Below are 17,646 nucleotides of genomic sequence, written 5' to 3'. Positions count from 1 at the left end.
GCTTGTAAATTGTTGGGGTGGCTATACGCTGGGCGTATGGCTGGTTTCGCAAAACTCGTTCCTTCCGCGCGCGGACTGCTTGTCTTCGAAGCTGCCGTCCGGTCAGGTAGCTTCACGGCCGCGGCGCGCGAGTTCAACGTCACGCAGCCATCCATCAGCCGCAGCATTGCCCAGCTTGAGGCCGATTTTGGCGTCGCTCTTTTCACACGAGGCCCAACGGGGTTGACCCCGACCCCGGACGGGCGCGCCCTCTATTCGGCCGTGCGGGAGGGATTTGACGGCATCGCGGAGATGATCCGGAGGATCAAGCAGAACAGCGCTGCAAAGCCGGTGGTCACCCTTTCCCTTTCGAGTTCTCTGGCAACCTATTGGTTCGTTCCCAGGTTAGGGGCCTTCAACACCAGGTTTCCTGACGTCGACCTGAGGTTCGAACTGATCGCGGGCGTTCTGCGGGGACCCGCCGAGAATGTCGACCTTGCCACGAGAATCCTGGCCGATGACGATACCCATTATCACCACTGGGCATTCTCGCCCGAGATCATCGTTCCGGTCTGCAGCCCATCCTATTTGTCGGCTCACGGCCGGTTGATCCATGCCGGAACCGGGCAAGGTCATGCCCTGCTTCACCTGACCGACGCCAAGGAGCAGTGGCTGGACGCCTGGGGCAGTGTGGCGGACCGCAAGACCAGCAGGGCAAAGTGGCTCGAATTCTCGGACTACGCGGTCGTGCTTCAAGCCGCGATGAACGGGGAAGGCGTGGCGCTCGGCTGGCTCAGCAACGTTTCAAGGGCGTTGCTTCAGGGAACCCTTGTCCCTGCCTCGGACAGGCAGATCAAGACGGGCCGGATCCATCAGTTGATTGCCCCGCGCTCAAGGCCGATACGACCCGTCGTCTCCGATATCTGCGCCTGGATGATCGCCGAGATGCAAGCCGAATTGGAGGCACTGCACCCGATCTTGCGGCCGGACATCTTGTAGCGGGCTGCAGGCGATAAGCGTGGCGCGATCGCCGAAGACTATCTCGGAAACAGGCTGGGCAGCGGCATGTGCGCCTTGACGATCGGTGACTTCAGCACCACGAAGCTGAAATACTTGTCGATGCCGATATCCATGTCGGTCAGCCGTTCCATGATCGTCTGGTACTCGGCGATGCCGGCGGTCACGAATTTCATCAGATAGTCGTAGCCGCCCGACACGAGATGGCATTCGATGACCTGGTCGATCTTCTCCACGACGGTGAGAAAGCGGGCGAAGTCCAGCTGGCGATGGTTCTTCAAGGTGATTTCGGTGAACACGGTCAGCGTCTGGCCGAGCTTGCCGATGTTGACCTGCGCGGAATAGCCTTCGATGTAGCCTTCCGACTGCAATTTCTTGACCCGCATCAGGCACGGGCTCGGCGACAGATGCACCAGATCAGCCAGTTCCACATTGGTGATGCGGCCGTTCTTCTGCAACTCATACAGAATCTTGATGTCGATCCGATCCAGTTTCACGGTCGTCTCCACAGAACGCACGCCGCAGCACAAAATGCTGCTTTGCTCATAGGCATTGACACTACCACAGCCCGCTCGCCTGTCCATCCAAGCGGGCACTGCTTTGAAACGCAGCGGCTCCCGATTTCCACCGTGTTGCCGGAATAAAATTCTGCTTCGGCCGCAACTGCGGCAGCGGCTACCTGCGCAATGCGTTAAATTGGCGCGTCAAGGCAGAGAGACCATGCGCGCACCACTGCAGCAAATCGAGACACCCGGCGAACTGCCACAGACAGCGGACGCGGTGGTGATCGGCGGCGGCATCGTGGGTGTTTTCTCGGCCTACTATCTGGCCAGGCTCGGCATGAAGGTCGCGCTTGTCGAAAAAGGGCGCATCGGCGCCGAGCAGTCCTCGAGGAACTGGGGATGGTGCCGCCAGCAAAACCGCGACGCCCGGGAGTTGCCGATGGCAACCCGCAGCCTCGATCTGTGGGACAGCTTCGCGACGGAAACCGGCGAAAACACCGGCTTTCGCCGCTGCGGTCTGCTCTATCTCAGCAATGACGAGTCGGAACTTGCCGGCTGGGCGCGTTGGCGTGACTTCGCCAGAACGGCCGGCGTCACTACGCATATGCTTGACAGTGCCGAGGCCAGCGAGCGGGGCCGCGCCACGGGCCGGACCTGGAAGGGCGGCGTCTTCTCACCGACCGATGGCACCGCCGATCCGTCGCAGGCAGCACCCTCGGTCGCCCGCGCTATCCTCAAGCTCGGGGGCACCGTGCATCAGAATTGCGCCGCGCGCGGCATCGAGACCGAGGGCGGATGCCTGAGCGGCGTGGTCACCGAAAGCGGTACGATCCGGACCAAGTTGGCGGTGCTGGCCGGCGGCGCCTGGGCATCTTCCTTTTGCCGGCAGTTCGGTTTCCGCTTTCCGCAGGCGTCGATCCGTTCCTCTATCCTGTCCGTATCGCCCGGTGCGGAGGACCTGCCCGATGCGCTGCACACGGCAAGGATTTCGGCCACGCGCCGTGGCGACGGCGGCTATACGCTCGCCATCAGCGGACGCGGCCGCGTGGACGTGACGCCGCAACAGTTGCGCTTTTCCTCGCAGTTCCTGCCCATGTTCCTGAAGCGGTGGCGAAGCCTCGCGCCGGGCGGCCTGCAGGGCATACGCTCGGGCCACGAAACGCTCCGGCACTGGCGGCTCGACCAGCCGACGCCGATGGAACGGATGCGCATCCTTGATCCGGTCCCGGACCAGGCGACCATCCGCCTGACCCATGCGCGGGCACTCGAACTTCTGCCGGCGCTGCGCCAGACCAGGATCAGCGCGGCCTGGGCCGGCTACATCGACAGCACGCCGGACGGCGTGCCTGCCATCGGCGAGATCGATACCGTTCCGGGTTTCTTCCTGGCTGCCGGGTTTTCGGGACACGGCTTCGGCATCGGACCCGGCGCCGGACACCTTGTCGCCGATCTGGTGACTGGCTCTAAACCGATCGTCGATCCGAAGTCCTACGATCCCCAGCGCTTCGACGCTTCGGCCTGGGGGAAGGTCGCCGATTTCTAAGACCTGATCCGTGCCGACATCCAGCCTCTGGAACCGCATCAGCCTTCCCGGAGAAAAGCGCCGATGGGCGCGGGCCGGACCGGCGCCTGCCCGCGAAACCGGCCGACAGCGCCGGGCGTGCAGCCGGCCTGCACAGCTGTGAGTTCGACGGCAGCCAGCTGGCAATAACGTCCTTGGCAGCGCCCCATGCCGGCGCGCGACAGCGACTTCACCCTGTTGGCCTCGCCGCCACCGAAATCCACACTCTGGCGCACGTATGTGGCACTCACATTCTCGCATCGGCAGACGACCGCGTCGTCGGGAAGCGCCCGCACCATCGCGGCCGGCCAGGGAAAGCCGCAGGCCAGACCGCCCGCAAAGCGCTCGAACCGCGCGAGCTTGCGCAGATCGGCGCTGGCGCAGGGCGCCGGCAATTCGAGATCGGCAAGGCACGCCGCCGCGGCAAGGCGCCCCGCTATCTCCGCGCCGTCCGCTCCCAGAAGACGAACCCCGTCGCCCGCAAGATAGACGCCATTGCCGGCCCGACCCATCCGGTCGGTCTTGGGCAGCCATTGCCGCCACTGCTCATCATAGCTGAAGGCGCATCCCGCCAGATCGGCCAGATGTGTCTCCGCCCGCAAGTGCCAGCCCATGCCTATCGTATCGCATTGAGTGAGGCGCTGCCTTCCGCCGGCATCGCGCCAGCGCATCGCCATGACACCCTTCCCGTCGGCCTCGATCCGTTCGAGCGTCACGCCCGCGTGGTAGCGGCCGCCGAGCCTCGCCCGCAGGGCCAGACCGCGCAGCACGACAATAGGACGGGCGGCAATCTGCCAAAGCCCACGCGCCTGCCGATGCCAGGGAGAGGTGTCCAGCACGGCCGCCACACCCGCTCCGGCCTTGACGAGTTGGGCACCGACCAGCGTCAGCAGAGGCCCCGATCCGATCAGGACGATCCGCCGCCCGAGGGCCACGCCTTGCGCCTTGAGCGCGATCTGCGCCGCACCAAGGCTGTAGACGCCGGCGCTCTGCCAGCCGGGGACCGGAGCGACACGGTCGGATGCGCCGGTGGCAAGGATCAGGCGGTCATAGCCGATCACCTGTACGCCACGCTCCCCCAGCACGTGCAGCAGACCCTCATGCATTGCGATGACCGAGCTCGCCGCGTAATGGGTGAGCCGCCTCTCCTTGGTCAGCCGGTCGAAGAGCGCATGCAGTGCGCGCGCCTTCGCCGCCTCCGGCCCGTAGAGCTGCTTTGCGGTTCGGGTGAACCCGGCAGGCGGGCGGCGATAGATCTGCCCGCCCGCGCGATGCCCTTCGTCGATCACCACCGGATGGAGCCCGGTCTCCACGAGCGTCGCGGCCGCCCGTATGCCAGCGGGACCGGCGCCTACGATCACGATCCGCGGCAAGGTCTCGCTCACGGCCAGCTCTCCAATGGCGTCGTGCGCAACCGCATGCCTTCGGTGACGAGCGCCGAGCACGCCCGCATGCGCGGTCCCTCGTCCTGCCACACCCAGCAATCCTGGCAGGCTCCCATCAGGCAGAATCCGGCGCGCCATTCGGGTCCGAATTCGGAGTTCCGCAACGCGTGCCCTGAAGCCAGCATGGCGGTCAGCACGGTGTCGCCCGCCAACGCACTGCGCGTCTGCCCGTCAAGAAAGAAATGTAGCTGCGCCCGGTCGCGCTCGGCCAGCCGGACGATGCGGCCGGCGGTGATCATTCCGCGGCCTCTCGTACCGGGCGTGGACGAGGCAGTTCGGGAAACCGTTCGCAGACCGCATCGAACGCCGCCTGAACGCCCTCCGGCCCCGAGCGCCCCTTCATGCGTCGGAAGATCTCCGTCTTGGTGAAGAACCGCCAGTGGATGGGCAAATCCCCTAATATGGCGGTGAGCCGGTCATAGGCGGCCGGCGTCCACTGCGCTTCGTAAGCTTCGCGCTCCGGACCGAAATCGAAATGGCCGGCGGGCGGCCCCTGACGCGCGCGCAGCCTTCCCGTTGCCTGCTCGTCGACCTCGCCTTCGCGGATGACGACGCCATAGTCGTGTTCGGCCGCGGCCGGCGAGAGATAGCCGCGTCGCACATCCTGCCCGACCCGCCAGGGCTCGCGTTGATACGGATCGCCGCGCCCGCCGCCTCCGGCGGAGCGGATATCGAGCACGTCGCCGGGCTGCAGAACCGCAGTGTCGATGTTGCCCAGCCGCCGCTCGTGGTCGGTCCCCGGATTGACGATCATATCCGACAGGCCGGCCGCTTTGCCGCCCAACACGCCCCAGGGACGAAAGAAGCTGCGGTCGCGATTGCGCGCCGTGATCCTGGAATCGGGGGCAAAGACGCGGAACGCCATCTCGGTCGCTAATCCGCCGCGCCAGCGACCGGCCCCGCCGCTATCCATGGCGAGCCCGTATTTCACGAACTCGACCGGGGTCTCGGTCTCGGTGATCTCGATCGGCGTATTCTTGAGATAGGCGGCATCCGCGCCCGATCCGTTGGTGCCGTCGCGATGCGGCATCGCCCCGCCGCCCCCCACCACGGGGTTCACCGCCGCGATGACGGTCCGGCTGGTGCGCTCGTCCGTGGTCATGACGTTGACGATGCAGTTGTTGCCGGCCGGAGCCGCGGGCAGGCGCTCCGGCACCGCTTGCGAAAAGGCGCCGAAGATGACCGACCGCAGCCGGGCGCAGGTGAGCGAGCGCATGCCGACTGCGGCGGGGTGGACCGGGTTCAGCACCGAACCTTGGGGTGTGATGCAGGTGAAAGGCCGGGTGAGGCCGGTGTTGAGCAGGATCTTCGGGTTGAGCGTGTAGAGCACGTAGTAGACACCCACCAGCAACATGGTGTGTCGCGGGTCCCCGCCTGAAGGCACGTTGAGCGAAGAGCCAAGCTGCGGATCGGAGCCGGTGAAGTCGAGCACCGCCTCGTCACCCCTGATCGTCAGCGTCAGCTTCAGCCGGCAGGGATTGGCCTCGACCGAATCCTCGTCGGCATAGTCAGCGAATTTCCAAGTGCCGTCGGGTATGGCGCGCAGCACGTCGCGCGCCTGCGCCTCGGCATGATCGAGAAGAGCGGCAACGCCTTCGACGAAGCCGGCCTTGCCGAACTTCCTCACCATTGCCTGGATCTTGCGCTCGCCGGTATTGAGCGCGCCGACCAGCGCCTTGATGTCGCCGATGTTGAGGTCGGGCTTGCGCACGTTGGTGCTCATGATCCGCAGAATCGCCTCATCGAAGACGCCCTCGTTCACCAGCTTCATGGGAGGAAAGCGTATGCCTTCCTGATGGATTTCGGTCAGCGCCCGGCTGAGCGAAGCCGGCACTGCCCCGCCCATGTCGGTGTTGTGGATATGCCCTCCGGTCCAGGCGACGATCTCGCCATCGATGAAGACCGGCTTCCACAGATGCGTGTCGGGGGCATGCGTGGCGACATAACCGGAATAGGGATCGTTGGTGAAAGCGACATCGCCTGGCCGATAGTCGCCGACCATCGCGATCGCGCGGTGATAGGAAAGCCCGGGATACCAGGTGGCGCCGAGTTCCATCGGCACGGCGAACGTCGCTCCCGAGCGATCCATCAGCATCACCGTAAAATCCTGCGTCTCCTTGACGAACGCGGAGTGCGCGGTGCGGTGCAGCGTGTGGGCCATATTTTCGGCGGCCGCGCGGGCATGGTTGGCCAGAACCTGAAGGTTTGTGCGGTCAAACAAAGGCATCACTCCGCGAAGGTCAGCAGAAGGTTGAGATAGCGGTCGACCCTTGCCTGCGTTCCAGCGGGAATGGCGAAGGTGGTATCTTCCTGAACGACCACGGCGGGCCCGTGGAACATGCTGCCTGGCACGAGGGTCTGCCGCTCGTGAAGGTCGACGGTTTCGACGCTCAAACCGGTATAGACAGGGAGACGACGCGCCGGGATGGCCGCAACTTCCACTTCGTCGGTCTCCGGGAGGGAGAGTTTCGGCCCGGCGCCTATGGCGGACAGCCGGACATTCACAAGCTCGATCTCGCCGTCCGGGTCGTGGAAATCGTAGAGCCGCTCATGGGTGAGGTGGAAGGCCTGCTCGACGGCGTCCGCGTTGCCGTATGTCAGCCATTCCGACGCCAGGACAACCTCGATCTCGTAGCTCTGCCCGACATAGCGCATATCGCAGGAGAGGTTGAGCTCCGCCGCCGCAACGTGCCCCTGCGCCGCGAGCCAGTCGCGGCCCTCGCGAGCGAGAACCTCGAAGACCTCACGAATTGCCGGGAGCGACGCGCCCGACAGCGGAGCGAAGACGGTGCGAATAAAGTCCCCGCGCAGGTCCGCCACCAGCCCGCCCAGCGCCGACACCACGCCGGGACGGCGGGGCGCCATGACGCGCTTCATCCCGAGCTCGCGGGCAAGGAAGGCGCCCAGCATAGGGCCGCCGCCACCGAACGGCATCAGCGTGAAATCGCGCAAGTCGACGCCGGCGCGCGAAGCAAGTTTCTCCACCTCGACGAACATCTCCGACACCGCGATATCGAGGATCGCCTGCGCAGTCTGCTCGATGGGGTGACCGAGCCGGGTGGCAAGCTCCCCGACCGCGCGATGCGCCAGGCCGGTATCGATACTGAGCTGGCCGTAGGCCATCTCGCTGTGACCGAGCCATCCGCACACGACCATGGCGTCCGTTACCGTCGCGTGCTCGCCGCCACGGCTGTAGCAAGCCGGTCCTGGCGTCGAACCGGCCGACTCCGGCCCGACGCGCAGCACCCCCTGTGCATCGACACTGGCGATAGAGCCGCCGCCAACGCCAATCGAACTCACGGAAACGGAAGGGATATGGAGCGGAAATTCGCCAATCAGCTCGCCGGTGCCGAACTGCGCCTCGCCGCCGATGATGAGCGCGAAGTCGGCCGAGGTCCCGCCGATGTCGAGGGTAAGGACCTTGTCCTCGCCTGCTTGACGCGCCAGCCACGAGGCGCCGATGACGCCGGAGGCCGTTCCCGACAGCAGCATGTTCACGCAGGCGCGCTTGCCTTCAGCAGCGTTCATCAGGCCGCCGTTCGACTTGGTCAGCATGGGGCGGGCTGGCGCGCCGAGACCCTTCAGTCGCTCTTCCAGCGCCGTCAGATAGCCCGCTACGCGCGGATGGACATAGCCGTTGAGAATGGCGGTCGAGGCACGCTCGTATTCTCGGATGACCGGCCAGACCTCGGCGGAGCAAAAGACGAAGAGGTCGGGGGCAAGGCGCGTGATCGCCGCTTTCACGGAGGCCTCCTGCGCGGCGTTGCGCCAGGAATGGAGGAAGGCCACGATGATCCCCTGCGCTCCGTTCGCTTTCGCCACCGCCACCGCCCTCTCCACCGCCGTCAGGTTCGGTGCCTGCGATTCGCTACCATCGGCACGCATGCGAGCCGGAATGCCGAAGACCATGTCGCGCGAGATCAGCGGGTCCGGCCGCGAGCAGAACAGCGAATACATGTCCGGCATGCGCAGCCGCGCGAGTTCGATCACATCCTCGAAGCCGGCATTGGTGAACAGCGCGAGCGGCGCGCCCTTGCGTTGGATGACCGTGTTGATGCCGACGGTCGTGCCGTGCACGAAGCGCGTCATGTGCCTGGGATCAAAGCCTTCGCGCTCGGCCAGAAGGGCGAGACCCGTCATCAGCTCGGCGCCTGGGTCTTCCGGCGTCGTCAGCACTTTCAGCGAGGCGACGCGACCGGAACGGGCCTCAAGCGCGCAGAAATCGATGAATGTCCCGCCGATATCGACGCCGACCTTCCAGTCGGCTCCGTTCTGCGTTTCGTTCGCCGCGATGACACCATCCATGATGCGTCCCTTCCTGTCTTCCGACTGAAGCTGGCATGATCGGATGGCCAGGGTCCAAGATGGATGACGGGCAAGGATATAAGTCTTGCTTATGCTCTTACGCGATGCTCGCCTAGCACGGCGGAACAAGTCGCGCGGATTTCATAGCGCATTATCTCATCGGCTCGCGAAAGGGCATGCGCGCGGGAAGTAAGCAGCGCGATCGGAAATTCCGGTCCCGCCGCCAGCGGTCTGACCGCAAGCCCTGCAAACTGGTGCCATGGTAGCAGCCCGTCGACAAGCGCGATGCCCAGGCCGGCCTGGACGAAACCGACCGCGGAGATGGATACGTCGATCTCGAGCGACGGCGAAAGCGTGACGCGTTGTGCGCGGGCTGCATGGGCCAGTTCGTCGGCTGGGCGCGTGTTCCCGCGATAGGATATCAACGCCTGCCCGACGAGATCGGCGAGCGCTAGCTCGGTCTTTTTCTGCAACGCGTGCCCGGCGGGCAATAGGCACACAAAGCCGATGCTCCCCATCACCTCGGCCTCGATGTCGGGAGGCAAGCGATCGTCCATGGCGACGCCGAGGCTCGCATCACCCGCGCGCAGCATGTCGACGATCGCGGCGATCGGCGCCATATGGGACCGCAGCAAGATATCGGGATGCTGCGCCCGGAAGCTGGTGAAAGCGCGCGGCAAGATGGCCATGGCCGGGGGCGGCGAGGCTGCGACCCGCACCAGCCCCGTCCGGCCAAGCCGCAGGTCTGTGGTCTTGCGGCGAAGGCCCTCCAGTCCCGCTGACAACCTCTCGGCATCAGCGAAAATCTCGAGCGCCTCCGGAGTTGGCCGCAGCCGGCCTTTGACGCGCTCGAACAGCGTGAAGCCGAGTTCGTCCTCGGTGTGGATCACGATCTGGCTCAAAGCGGGCTGGGAGATGTTCAGCATCCGCGCCGCGGCGGTCACGGTGCCCGCGCGCATGACGGCGATGAACACTTCGAGCTGACGTGCCCGCATTGCCACTCCATAGGTTAAGCTTATGCCTCTTGTCCAAACCCATCTTTGACGCAATGGCACGGCGCCGACAAGATGGGCGCATCCAAGGATCAGCCGCTCTGCGTTAGGGACCGACTATGGATGTGATCGTGCTGGGCGGCGGGCTTATGGGGACGGCTTCGGCCTATTTCCTCGCCAGGCGCGGCGTGCGCGTAACGCTGGTCGAGCGCAACCGGATCGGTAGCGGGGCGACCGTCGCTTCCTTCGGCAACGTTCGGCGCACGGGGCGCCATCTGTCCCAGCTTCCACTGGCCTACCGCTCACTCAGGCTTTGGGGCGAGGCCGAGAAGATGCTTGGCCGCGACGTCGAGTTCCGCGCCACCGGCCATATCCGGCTGATCTTCGATGAAGGAAGCCTTGCCGACATGCGGGCCTATGCCGAGGCAGCGCGGCCGTGGGGGCTCGAGCTGGAAGAACTCGGCCCGCGTGAGATCCGTCCCCGGTTTCCCGGCCTCGCCCCTGACGCGATCGCCGCGTCATTTTCTCCGCATGACGGCAGCGGCAATCCACGGCTGATCGCACCCGCCTTTGCCGAGGCGGCCCGCAGACTGGGGGCGCAAATCATCGAGGGAGCTGAGATCGAGAAGATCAGCCATACGGGCTCCAGTTTCCTTGTCGCCACTTCGAAAGGTGCATTCGCCGCCGAGTGCTTACTCAACACCGCCGGAGCCTGGGGCGCGCGCATCGCTGCGCAGTTCGGCGAGGAGGTACCGCTCGACGCCCGTGGTCCGCAGATGGGTGTGACCGAGCCGCTGCCGCATCGGATCCTGCCGGTGGTTGGCATCTGGACCCGCGACAAGGACCATGGCGCCTATCTGCGCCAGGTCGAGCGAGGCAATATCGTTTTCGGCGGTGCGGCCGAAAGGGTGCAGGTGGACCTGGAGCCGGGCCATGCGACGGCCGATCCCATCCGCCTTCCGCCGCAACTGCGCGCCGTCGCGCGGCTGCTGCCGGCAATCGCGCGGGTCGCGGTCATCCGTACCTGGTCCGGCTGCGAGGGTTATATCAGGGACATGCTGCCGGTCATGGGGCGCTCGGCGACGACGCCAGGCCTGTTCCACGCCTTTGGCTTCAGCGGGCACGGCTTCCAGCTTGGCCCGGGCGTGGGCGACGCCATGGCCGAACTCATGACGAGCGGCCGTTGCGAAACGGCCCTCGATGATTTTAGGATAGATCGCTTCAATCGCGGAGCCTGACGAAGCGAGTCGATCACTGCGCCCCTGCTTCGTTCGACGCGGAGGAACGAAGGTGGCACCTGTCCGAATGACCGCGGGCGACCCTTTTCGGACGGCTAACGTCCGCTTGTAGGCGCAAAGCGCACGCCAAAGCCGGCGCTTGGATTTGACTAGCTAAGGGGCAAACATCGAACAGCACGGTATTCCAGCAACGCATCAAGCAAGTCCAATCTCATCCGAGCTCATGGATCGCTAGGCGCGGCACGACGGCCTTGGCGATTTCACAGAGGTGCTGGTGATGCGTCAGGTAAATTACCTGTCCTGCACTTGCCATCTCCCCAAACAGCCGGAAAACCTCCTCGGAACGGACATGATCGAAGGTCTCCATGATGTCGTCGGCCATGAATGGAACTGAGGGTCGAAACTGTGCGAACTCGTAATACCCGGCAAGCCTGAGCGCTAGGTAGAGCTGAAAACGCGCCCCTTGCGTCCATACGGCGTGCAGCGACTCTATCGCCGCGCGGCCGCAAGCCGGGGGCGCATAAGGCGAATAAACTTCCCCGTAAGGTACGAATATGGCTGCGCAACCGGCGGCGTTCTTCGACCGGTAGGCAGCGACATAGATGTCCCAAAGTTCCTGCAATTCATCGCGGATCGACATATCTAGAGTTCTCCGGCCGCAACTCATCTCTGAGAAGTTCGATTAGCCTTCCAGCATCACTCTCCGTTAACTTCGGCAACTCCTCACACACACGATACCAAGGCAACTGAGTGTCCGTGTAGATATGCCTGGTGACCCTGGCCTCGGCCGGCCGGTCCAACGTGCCCACCGTGATATTCGTCAACCAGTCATCCTTCCACCTGGATGCCTGCCATACGATCCGAGACCCGCAATGCCTACAAAACCCACGTTTCCCGTCATCTGACGAAGCATAGTATTTCGGTTCGTCCTTCAGATATCTGAGAGTTCCGGCCTTAACCAAGACCGTAATCTCGGCCGGTTGGCCTGTGCTGCGCTGGCAAATGGTGCAGTGGCAGATATAGCCGTTGTGAAGATAGACCTCTGCTTCATATCGAACGCTGCCACAAAGACATCCTCCAGTGACTTTCGTTGTTTCGTGCCTCACCTGTTGCCTCCTGTGAACGGGTCGCTCTGTTTGGCCGCAATATCAGAGTGGCGGTCGCGCTCCAGAATATTAGCCACTTCTTGATGAGCGGGCATCCACCTCAAAAACCCTTGGATGGGACAGGATCAGCCGCCGAAAGCCCGCGCCTCGGCGGAGGACACGGGCCGATCGGGGTGACGCCGATCTTGGCAGGCGATGGAGGGCATCACCTGCCCAAACACAATCGTTAGCGATAGCTAATGCTCCGTCAAGCTAATCCGAGCGCTATTTTCGCTCGAATGTCGGTTTCCGACGGGGATTGTGCCCTTGCTACCGGCCTTCGAAATGAGGAACGGATATGAAGAACAATCGGCCGGCTTCCGGGCCAGATGATGTCAGCAAGCGTCTTTCGCCCTCGGAAGCGCTTGGTGTGCCAGGCGATCTTCCCGCCGACCTTCATCGGCTTTTGGATCATCAGGCGCTTCGGCAGGTGCTCGGGATGCACTTCAAGCAGCGTAATCGTCACCTGCGGCTTGCACCGGCTGCAATCGAACTTCAGCGACAGCGGGTCGACGCCGCCGTAGACCATCATCAAGTCGGCTCAACGGCAGTGGCGGACGTTACCGCAGCTGCGTTCCGCCTTGACGAGCATATTGTGCCGGGTTGCCTTGCCCAGCGTATCGATCGGATCTTGCGCCATGAGAACGAATAAAGAACATCTTCCTGGATCGTCAAGGCTGGCATCTTGGAAAATCGCCACCTTGCGAGGGCGGCGATTTTGCTACGACTTCCGCGGCTGGGTAGTGCCTTAGGCCGGGATTCCCCGGAATTTTGGACAATAGCCCAGACAAAAAGCCCAAAGACCGCAGCCATGGTGGCAATAATGGCTATGACGACCGCAGTTCTCTTTTGATCCGACGTCGTTGCCTCAGTGTAAAGCGGGGGAATGGTCGTCAAGAAGATGATGCCGGTGCGCCCAATCGACGAGGACGGCGGGCTCTCCCTTGTTTAGTCATCCCTCTTCACGAGCAGCCCGCAGCCTACCCGCCTCGATAGCAGCCAGCCTGAAGCATCTTCTCGCCTCCTCCGGTGTCGCTTGGTCCACCAGAGCGTTCATGCATGTGCGCACCGCCTGGTTCCACTTAGGGCCGCGCTTCGTCCACGTGAGGAGATGCTCGGCGGCTGCCTCGACGTTGCTGACGATGTAGGTCATATCGGTCTGCTCGCCCCTGACAGGGACCGGAGGGGTGAACCAGTGGAGGGCCATCAGACAGACCGACTTTGGTAAAGCCTGTATTTTACGGCGTGGGAGTTCAGGAGCATCCGTCGCGCAGGTGACCTCAGGGCTGACCGCTGGGTGATCCCCTCGGGCCTAGCGGGATTCCCGGTCTTTCGGTCGACCACCGTCCACCCCTTGGGGTCTCTTTTCAGTTCGTATCTTGGGTCCATCAGACCATTCGCTGTATCTGCGTTTTCAGTTCGTCGAGCAGGGACCGATGCTCCTGGGGAATGTCGTCGTCTACCCGCAGCGCCAGCAACTGGCGAAGGTGGCGGCGGAACGTCTCTGTCTTGATCCACCGGCGAATAAGGCGGGCTATGGCCTGCTGGTGTGCGTTGTCGAGTTCTTCCATAGTCGGCCTGCACGAGTAGTTCAGCATCGAACTTGGAGGCTGCCTGGATGGTTCCGCACCCGTGGCGCGGAGAGGCATCGACTGGACACCTCCGCTCGGAACTACTTTAGCGTCGGCTGGTTCGGTGCCGGCCGAGCGGCATCGTCGCGCCATGCCATAAGGGGGGTCTCGATGGTCTTTAGTCAACTCATAGCCAACGTTAGCCAGGCTGCGGCATTTCTGAGGGCCATGTCTAACGGGCGACGCCTGATTATTATGAGCCTGGTGCTAGACCGTGAATTGTCGGGGGAGGCGATTCGGGAGCAACTGCGGATTGGCCCGTCGGCACTCTCTCAACACATGGCCGAGTTGCGAACACTTGGCCTGGTTCGTGTCCGCTACGACAACAACACGGTCTATTATTCCTCCGATCACCACGGGGTGCGCGAGCTGCTCGTCATGCTAGACAGTGAGTATGGACAGGGTTCCTCGAACCAAACAGGTGAAGGCTAACTTAGGGTACCCTTATGAGCCTTTTCAATGGCGTCCAGCAGTGAGGCTAGCGTTGGCGGCAGCGCAGGTTCAGCCTCCAACCCGAAGGCCTTCCGAACCTGACGGCGGTTGTCCTCGTTTCGTATCAGTTCCCGAAGAGAGTCGGCGACGGTCTTGCGACCGGCTTTGTCGTGCTTGGCCATTGAGCTGTCCCCGACCCCTGAACTGGCCGCTGTTGCAGTGGCAGGGCGGATAGGTGCCGGAAGGGCCGTTGCCACTGAAGTCAGGACCGAGCACGAACTGGAGGAGCATGAGCAATGACAAACGATCTGAAACAGGAAATCCTGGACCTGCTCGATCTGGTTCACACCTTGATCAACAAGGACGAGGAGGAAAGGGAAACGCAGCGCTTCGTCCTGGACCTGGATGAGGGATGGCAGGTGCTTGCGGCGTGGCTTGCGCTGCGCGGCCGGATGCGCCGCCGTGGCAAGCACGGCCCTTCGCCACTCCCTGTGGAGGCGCTCACTGCGCGGCAATGGCGCCACCTGGCGAAGTCCTACGTCAGGTGGGTCTTGAACGAACACTTCAGTCTCGAACTGCACGATCTGGCTATGGGCGGCCATCCGTTTCTGAAGCCGCCGGTGGACACGGTATCGAAGCCGGACAAGGGAGATGCGCCATGAAAACGGCACAGGCGATAGCGGTCATGGCGCTCGCGTTGGCGGCGGTGACAGTCGGAACGCCGAGCCTCCGGATGCGTTCGGTGTGTGGCGGCGATCTACAGGGCCGCTGCTTCTACTATCTGCAGTGCCAGTATGTTGGGATCGACGGCAGCCGCACCGTCGTTCCGCACCTGCCCCCTGCAGGCGACTGCCCAGTCGTCAAATTCTTCCCTTTGGCCTGGACGTGGGCGCGGCGCTGACGCGCCCTCGGTCCGGGACTTCCGTAGAAAAGAAAGAAGGGACTTACGCCCCTTCCTCCTCTTGCTTCGGCGTCCGCAGGATGATGCGGCCGCCCGCTGCCGGGATGAGGTCGAGCTGGAGGGTCATGCCCTCGCCGTCCTCGTGGCTCCAGGCGACGCCGATGCGGGTCCAGTAGTTTCTTTCCCCGCGTTCCGCGATGTGCCAGGCGATCAGTGCCGGGGGTGTGGTTTCGCGCTGCGCTGCCTTCTTCGTGTTTTTGCCGTTCGTCATTGTCTTGCTCCTTTGTTTCGGGCTGACCCCATGCCAGCCGTGCCTTTCCGTCGATGGGACGCACAGGCCCGGACGCAAGCTCTTGTTTGGGGGCGACCTTCAGGGGAAACCGAAGAAGGGCTTGCGGCCATCAGGGCCGCGTTCCGTCAGGTTTGGCACTCTGAGGCTGGCGTGCCGGATCAAAGCCCGATGAACGAGCGCGGTGGCAGGCAAAGACGCGTGGGAAGCGAACGCATCCATGTGCCCGCGCCATCAAATCGCCGCTGTGTCGCAACGCGCCGTGATACTGAACCGCTATCGTCACTGCCGACGTACTTCGTCGAAAGGTCTGACGCTCGATCGCGCGATCTCCCGGCCAAAGGTGCTGCGCTCGCGTGCAGTGTATCGAGCAAGAGGTTCTCCTGGGCTTCGAAAGATCACCTTAAGCGCGGCGTCCCGGCTGCACGAACAGTGGCCCGCTCCATTCGGCCATACAGCATGGCCTCCCGTGTAACCTGTTGTTGGCCGGTTCTGGCCCCGCTTTGTGACGGCTCTCCATCGAAACCAAATGGAGAACCACAATGCAGAAGACTGACAAACGCGAACGCATCCCCTTCGACCAGTACGTGGCGGAGATGCAGGGCTTCCTGACCCGGCAGTTCGGAGTCCGGGCAGGCGCTGACGGGATCAGGCTGGCGCGCGACTACCACGCCAAGGGCAGGTCGCCGCAATTCTGCGCCTACGCGCTCGCCCGCATGAACCATCTCATCAAGGGACCATGATCGCCGCAGCCGTCCACGCGGGCCGGTCGCCGACCGGGCCCGCGTTTTTACAGTTCGAACGTCAAGCCCGGATCATGTCCCCGCCCGTCATATCCAGCCGGGTTGCAGAGGATCCGGGTCTGGCCGATGCGATAGTCCGACCGGCTGTGAATATGCCCGTGCACCCATAGCGCGGGTTGCCGCTCTTCAATCAATTCCTCCAGGTCGCTGGCATAGTAGGCGGCAACGCGCTCGGCCTTGTCCGCTTCCGGAATCGACTGCCAGGACGGCGCGAAGTGCGTCATGACAATGCCGCCCGGTTGAATATTCTGGCGCAGGAACGCGACGTGTTCGGCGTTACGCGCCTTCACCATGGCGGGCGTCAGGAAGGGGATTTGCCGGAAGTCGTTCATGCCATCGACGCAATCCCGCTCGGCGACAGGGTCGCCCTGGCGGAAGTCCGTCCAGAGCGTCGCGGCGGTGGCGCCGAACGCCGAAAGGGTGTGACCGAAGACGTAGTTGTCGCGCGCGCTCGGCGCGACGCACAAATCCCAATCGGTCCCGCCATACCAATAGTGATTGCCGGGAATGTCGAGGACCGCGTGGAACCGGTCACAGAGCCGGTCGATCACGGCCTTGTAGACGTTGCGGCGGCGGTTAGAGCCGATATCGCCCGCGAGCAGCAGGACGGTCTCCGCGTCGTCGGCGCGGGGCGGCAGGATGCGATCCGCGAACTTGGCGGCCCTGTAAAAATTCTCCGGCCAAAGCTCGGAGTGAATGTCGGAGACAAGTCTGTATCGCACGGAGATGAAACCATCCCTAGAAGAAATTTGTTCGTTGCGTCGGTCTGCAGGTCTGATTGTATCCGGCTTGCGTCCCACAAACAGCGGTGGGCCGAAATTCGGAAGCACCACTATGGTAGCCTGCAAGTTCAACAAAACGGAAGGCTGATGAAATGTCCGAGATCCTTGTCGACGAGAAGTTAAATTCGCCCGAGGGCGACACGTACCACTGCCTGCTCAGTTCAACGATGAGCGAGAAAGAGCCGGAGCTCGAGTTCTACCTGAAAATAACAAGCCTTGAGGACGACCAGACACTAACGGAGATTCGCGCCCTTGGTGTCGTAAGGAACCCGTTGATGTTGTCAGGAACGATTCTGACGGCGCTCGGCTACTACGGCCTGTGCGTCGGTTTCAGCATTATCGGTGCTGCGGTCAAGCTCGCGGATGCCGGCTATCGGCGCTCAAAAGATGATGCTCCTGACGAACCTTTAGGCTGTCACCTGCTTAACGGCTTCAAGCATGTCGTTGAGAAGAAGGCAGACCTGAGGGGAGAAGCAGCAAAGGCATTCGTCACCTGCGCACAGAAACTTGTTCCGATTAGCTAGGCGCCGGGCCGCTGGATTTCCCGTGTGACAGCGCGGCGCCGAGTGCGCGCGTGGCCGTGCCTAGGCCATAGTAGGCGGTCGGCACTGATAGCGCGATGA

Annotated in this window: 20 protein-coding genes and 1 pseudogene; 8 read left to right on the top strand and 13 right to left on the bottom strand. The window is 63.4% G+C overall.

Annotated features, from left to right (window positions below):
- Nucleotides 1-36: 36 nt before the first annotated feature.
- Nucleotides 37-978 carry a LysR substrate-binding domain-containing protein gene (locus tag FJ428_RS22080; RefSeq protein ID WP_140880172.1) on the top strand — a complete coding sequence of 314 codons (942 nt, stop codon included), beginning with the start codon at nt 37-39 and terminating at the stop codon, nt 976-978.
- 38 nt (nt 979-1,016) lie between these two features.
- On the opposite strand, the gene FJ428_RS22075 is transcribed toward FJ428_RS22080, so the two are convergent.
- Nucleotides 1,017-1,493: an Lrp/AsnC family transcriptional regulator gene (locus FJ428_RS22075; RefSeq protein WP_140880171.1), complete on the bottom strand. Its 477-nt coding sequence runs from the start codon at nt 1,491-1,493 to the stop codon at nt 1,017-1,019.
- Nucleotides 1,494-1,716: 223 nt separating this feature from the next.
- Here FJ428_RS22075 and FJ428_RS22070 point away from each other — a divergent pair, with 223 nt between their 5' ends.
- Nucleotides 1,717-3,042: an FAD-binding oxidoreductase gene (locus tag FJ428_RS22070; RefSeq protein ID WP_140880170.1), complete on the top strand. Its 1,326-nt coding sequence runs from the start codon at nt 1,717-1,719 to the stop codon at nt 3,040-3,042.
- A gap of 38 nt (nt 3,043-3,080) precedes the next feature.
- Here the strand turns inward: FJ428_RS22070 and FJ428_RS22065 are convergent, their stop codons facing one another.
- The 5 genes from FJ428_RS22065 to FJ428_RS22045 all read right to left on the bottom strand — a co-directional run bounded on the left by FJ428_RS22065 (nt 3,081) and on the right by FJ428_RS22045 (nt 9,805).
- The gene (locus tag FJ428_RS22065) at nt 3,081-4,445 is read right to left on the bottom strand and encodes an FAD/NAD(P)-binding oxidoreductase (RefSeq protein ID WP_140880169.1); all 1,365 of its coding nucleotides are present in this window, start codon (nt 4,443-4,445) and stop codon (nt 3,081-3,083) included.
- Entirely contained in the window at nt 4,442-4,744 is a 303-nt protein-coding gene (locus tag FJ428_RS22060; RefSeq protein ID WP_140880168.1) for a (2Fe-2S)-binding protein, read from the bottom strand. Before FJ428_RS22060 ends, FJ428_RS22065 begins: the two co-directional genes overlap by 4 nt.
- Entirely contained in the window at nt 4,741-6,726 is a 1,986-nt protein-coding gene (locus FJ428_RS22055) for a hydantoinase B/oxoprolinase family protein (protein ID WP_140880167.1), read from the bottom strand. Before FJ428_RS22055 ends, FJ428_RS22060 begins: the two co-directional genes overlap by 4 nt.
- 5 nt (nt 6,727-6,731) lie before the next feature.
- Entirely contained in the window at nt 6,732-8,810 is a 2,079-nt protein-coding gene (locus FJ428_RS22050) for a hydantoinase/oxoprolinase family protein (RefSeq protein ID WP_140880166.1), read from the bottom strand.
- Nucleotides 8,811-8,899: 89 nt separating this feature from the next.
- Nucleotides 8,900-9,805 (bottom strand): LysR family transcriptional regulator, encoded by a 906-nt coding sequence (locus FJ428_RS22045; RefSeq protein ID WP_140880165.1) that lies wholly within the window; start codon nt 9,803-9,805, stop codon nt 8,900-8,902.
- Nucleotides 9,806-9,921: 116 nt separating this feature from the next.
- Here FJ428_RS22045 and FJ428_RS22040 point away from each other — a divergent pair, with 116 nt between their 5' ends.
- Nucleotides 9,922-11,040, top strand: a complete 1,119-nt coding sequence (locus FJ428_RS22040; RefSeq protein WP_140880164.1) for an FAD-binding oxidoreductase — start codon at nt 9,922-9,924, stop codon at nt 11,038-11,040.
- Between the two features lie 211 nt (nt 11,041-11,251).
- Here FJ428_RS22040 and FJ428_RS30350 read toward each other — a convergent pair.
- The 5 genes and pseudogenes from FJ428_RS30350 to FJ428_RS22015 all read right to left on the bottom strand — a co-directional run.
- Nucleotides 11,252-11,509, bottom strand: a pseudogene (locus FJ428_RS30350) (hypothetical protein); the annotation flags it as partial.
- Between the two features lie 154 nt (nt 11,510-11,663).
- Nucleotides 11,664-12,146, bottom strand: a complete 483-nt coding sequence (locus FJ428_RS30900; protein ID WP_140880162.1) for a GFA family protein — start codon at nt 12,144-12,146, stop codon at nt 11,664-11,666.
- A 247-nt stretch (nt 12,147-12,393) separates the two neighbouring features.
- Nucleotides 12,394-12,717 carry a hypothetical protein gene (locus FJ428_RS30755; protein ID WP_224518997.1) on the bottom strand — a complete coding sequence of 108 codons (324 nt, stop codon included), beginning with the start codon at nt 12,715-12,717 and terminating at the stop codon, nt 12,394-12,396.
- Between the two features lie 420 nt (nt 12,718-13,137).
- Nucleotides 13,138-13,392 carry a DUF982 domain-containing protein gene (locus FJ428_RS22020; protein ID WP_140880161.1) on the bottom strand — a complete coding sequence of 85 codons (255 nt, stop codon included), beginning with the start codon at nt 13,390-13,392 and terminating at the stop codon, nt 13,138-13,140.
- Nucleotides 13,393-13,573: 181 nt separating this feature from the next.
- The gene (locus FJ428_RS22015) at nt 13,574-13,756 is read right to left on the bottom strand and encodes a hypothetical protein (RefSeq protein ID WP_140880160.1); all 183 of its coding nucleotides are present in this window, start codon (nt 13,754-13,756) and stop codon (nt 13,574-13,576) included.
- A 171-nt stretch (nt 13,757-13,927) separates the two neighbouring features.
- Here FJ428_RS22015 and FJ428_RS22010 point away from each other — a divergent pair, with 171 nt between their 5' ends.
- From FJ428_RS22010 to FJ428_RS21995, 3 genes are all read left to right on the top strand, one after another.
- A complete protein-coding gene (locus FJ428_RS22010; protein WP_140880159.1) occupies nt 13,928-14,248 on the top strand; it encodes a metalloregulator ArsR/SmtB family transcription factor in 321 nt (106 codons plus the stop codon).
- 296 nt (nt 14,249-14,544) lie between these two features.
- Complete coding sequence (locus FJ428_RS22000; protein WP_140880157.1) at nt 14,545-14,910, top strand: hypothetical protein; 366 nt, start codon at nt 14,545-14,547, stop codon at nt 14,908-14,910.
- Nucleotides 14,907-15,149, top strand: coding sequence for a hypothetical protein (locus FJ428_RS21995; RefSeq protein ID WP_140880156.1), 243 nt, complete (start codon nt 14,907-14,909; stop codon nt 15,147-15,149). Before FJ428_RS22000 ends, FJ428_RS21995 begins: the two co-directional genes overlap by 4 nt.
- Before the next feature lie 43 nt (nt 15,150-15,192).
- On the opposite strand, the gene FJ428_RS21990 is transcribed toward FJ428_RS21995, so the two are convergent.
- Nucleotides 15,193-15,420: a hypothetical protein gene (locus FJ428_RS21990; RefSeq protein ID WP_140880155.1), complete on the bottom strand. Its 228-nt coding sequence runs from the start codon at nt 15,418-15,420 to the stop codon at nt 15,193-15,195.
- Nucleotides 15,421-15,980: 560 nt separating this feature from the next.
- On the opposite strand from FJ428_RS21990, the gene FJ428_RS21985 reads away from it, so the two are divergent.
- On the top strand, nt 15,981-16,181 hold the full coding sequence (locus tag FJ428_RS21985; RefSeq protein WP_140880154.1) for a hypothetical protein: 201 nt from the start codon (nt 15,981-15,983) through the stop codon (nt 16,179-16,181).
- Between the two features lie 47 nt (nt 16,182-16,228).
- Here the strand turns inward: FJ428_RS21985 and FJ428_RS21980 are convergent, their stop codons facing one another.
- Nucleotides 16,229-17,074: a metallophosphoesterase gene (locus tag FJ428_RS21980; protein ID WP_181167359.1), complete on the bottom strand. Its 846-nt coding sequence runs from the start codon at nt 17,072-17,074 to the stop codon at nt 16,229-16,231.
- Nucleotides 17,075-17,115: 41 nt separating this feature from the next.
- Between FJ428_RS21980 and FJ428_RS21975 the strand changes: the two genes are divergently transcribed.
- Nucleotides 17,116-17,547 (top strand): hypothetical protein, encoded by a 432-nt coding sequence (locus FJ428_RS21975; RefSeq protein ID WP_140880152.1) that lies wholly within the window; start codon nt 17,116-17,118, stop codon nt 17,545-17,547.
- Nucleotides 17,548-17,646 lie beyond the last annotated feature (99 nt).

Source organism: Mesorhizobium sp. B2-8-1 (assembly GCF_006440955.1).
Classification (GTDB): Bacteria; Pseudomonadota; Alphaproteobacteria; order Rhizobiales; family Rhizobiaceae; genus Mesorhizobium.
This window is presented reverse-complemented; position numbering and strand designations above follow the sequence as displayed.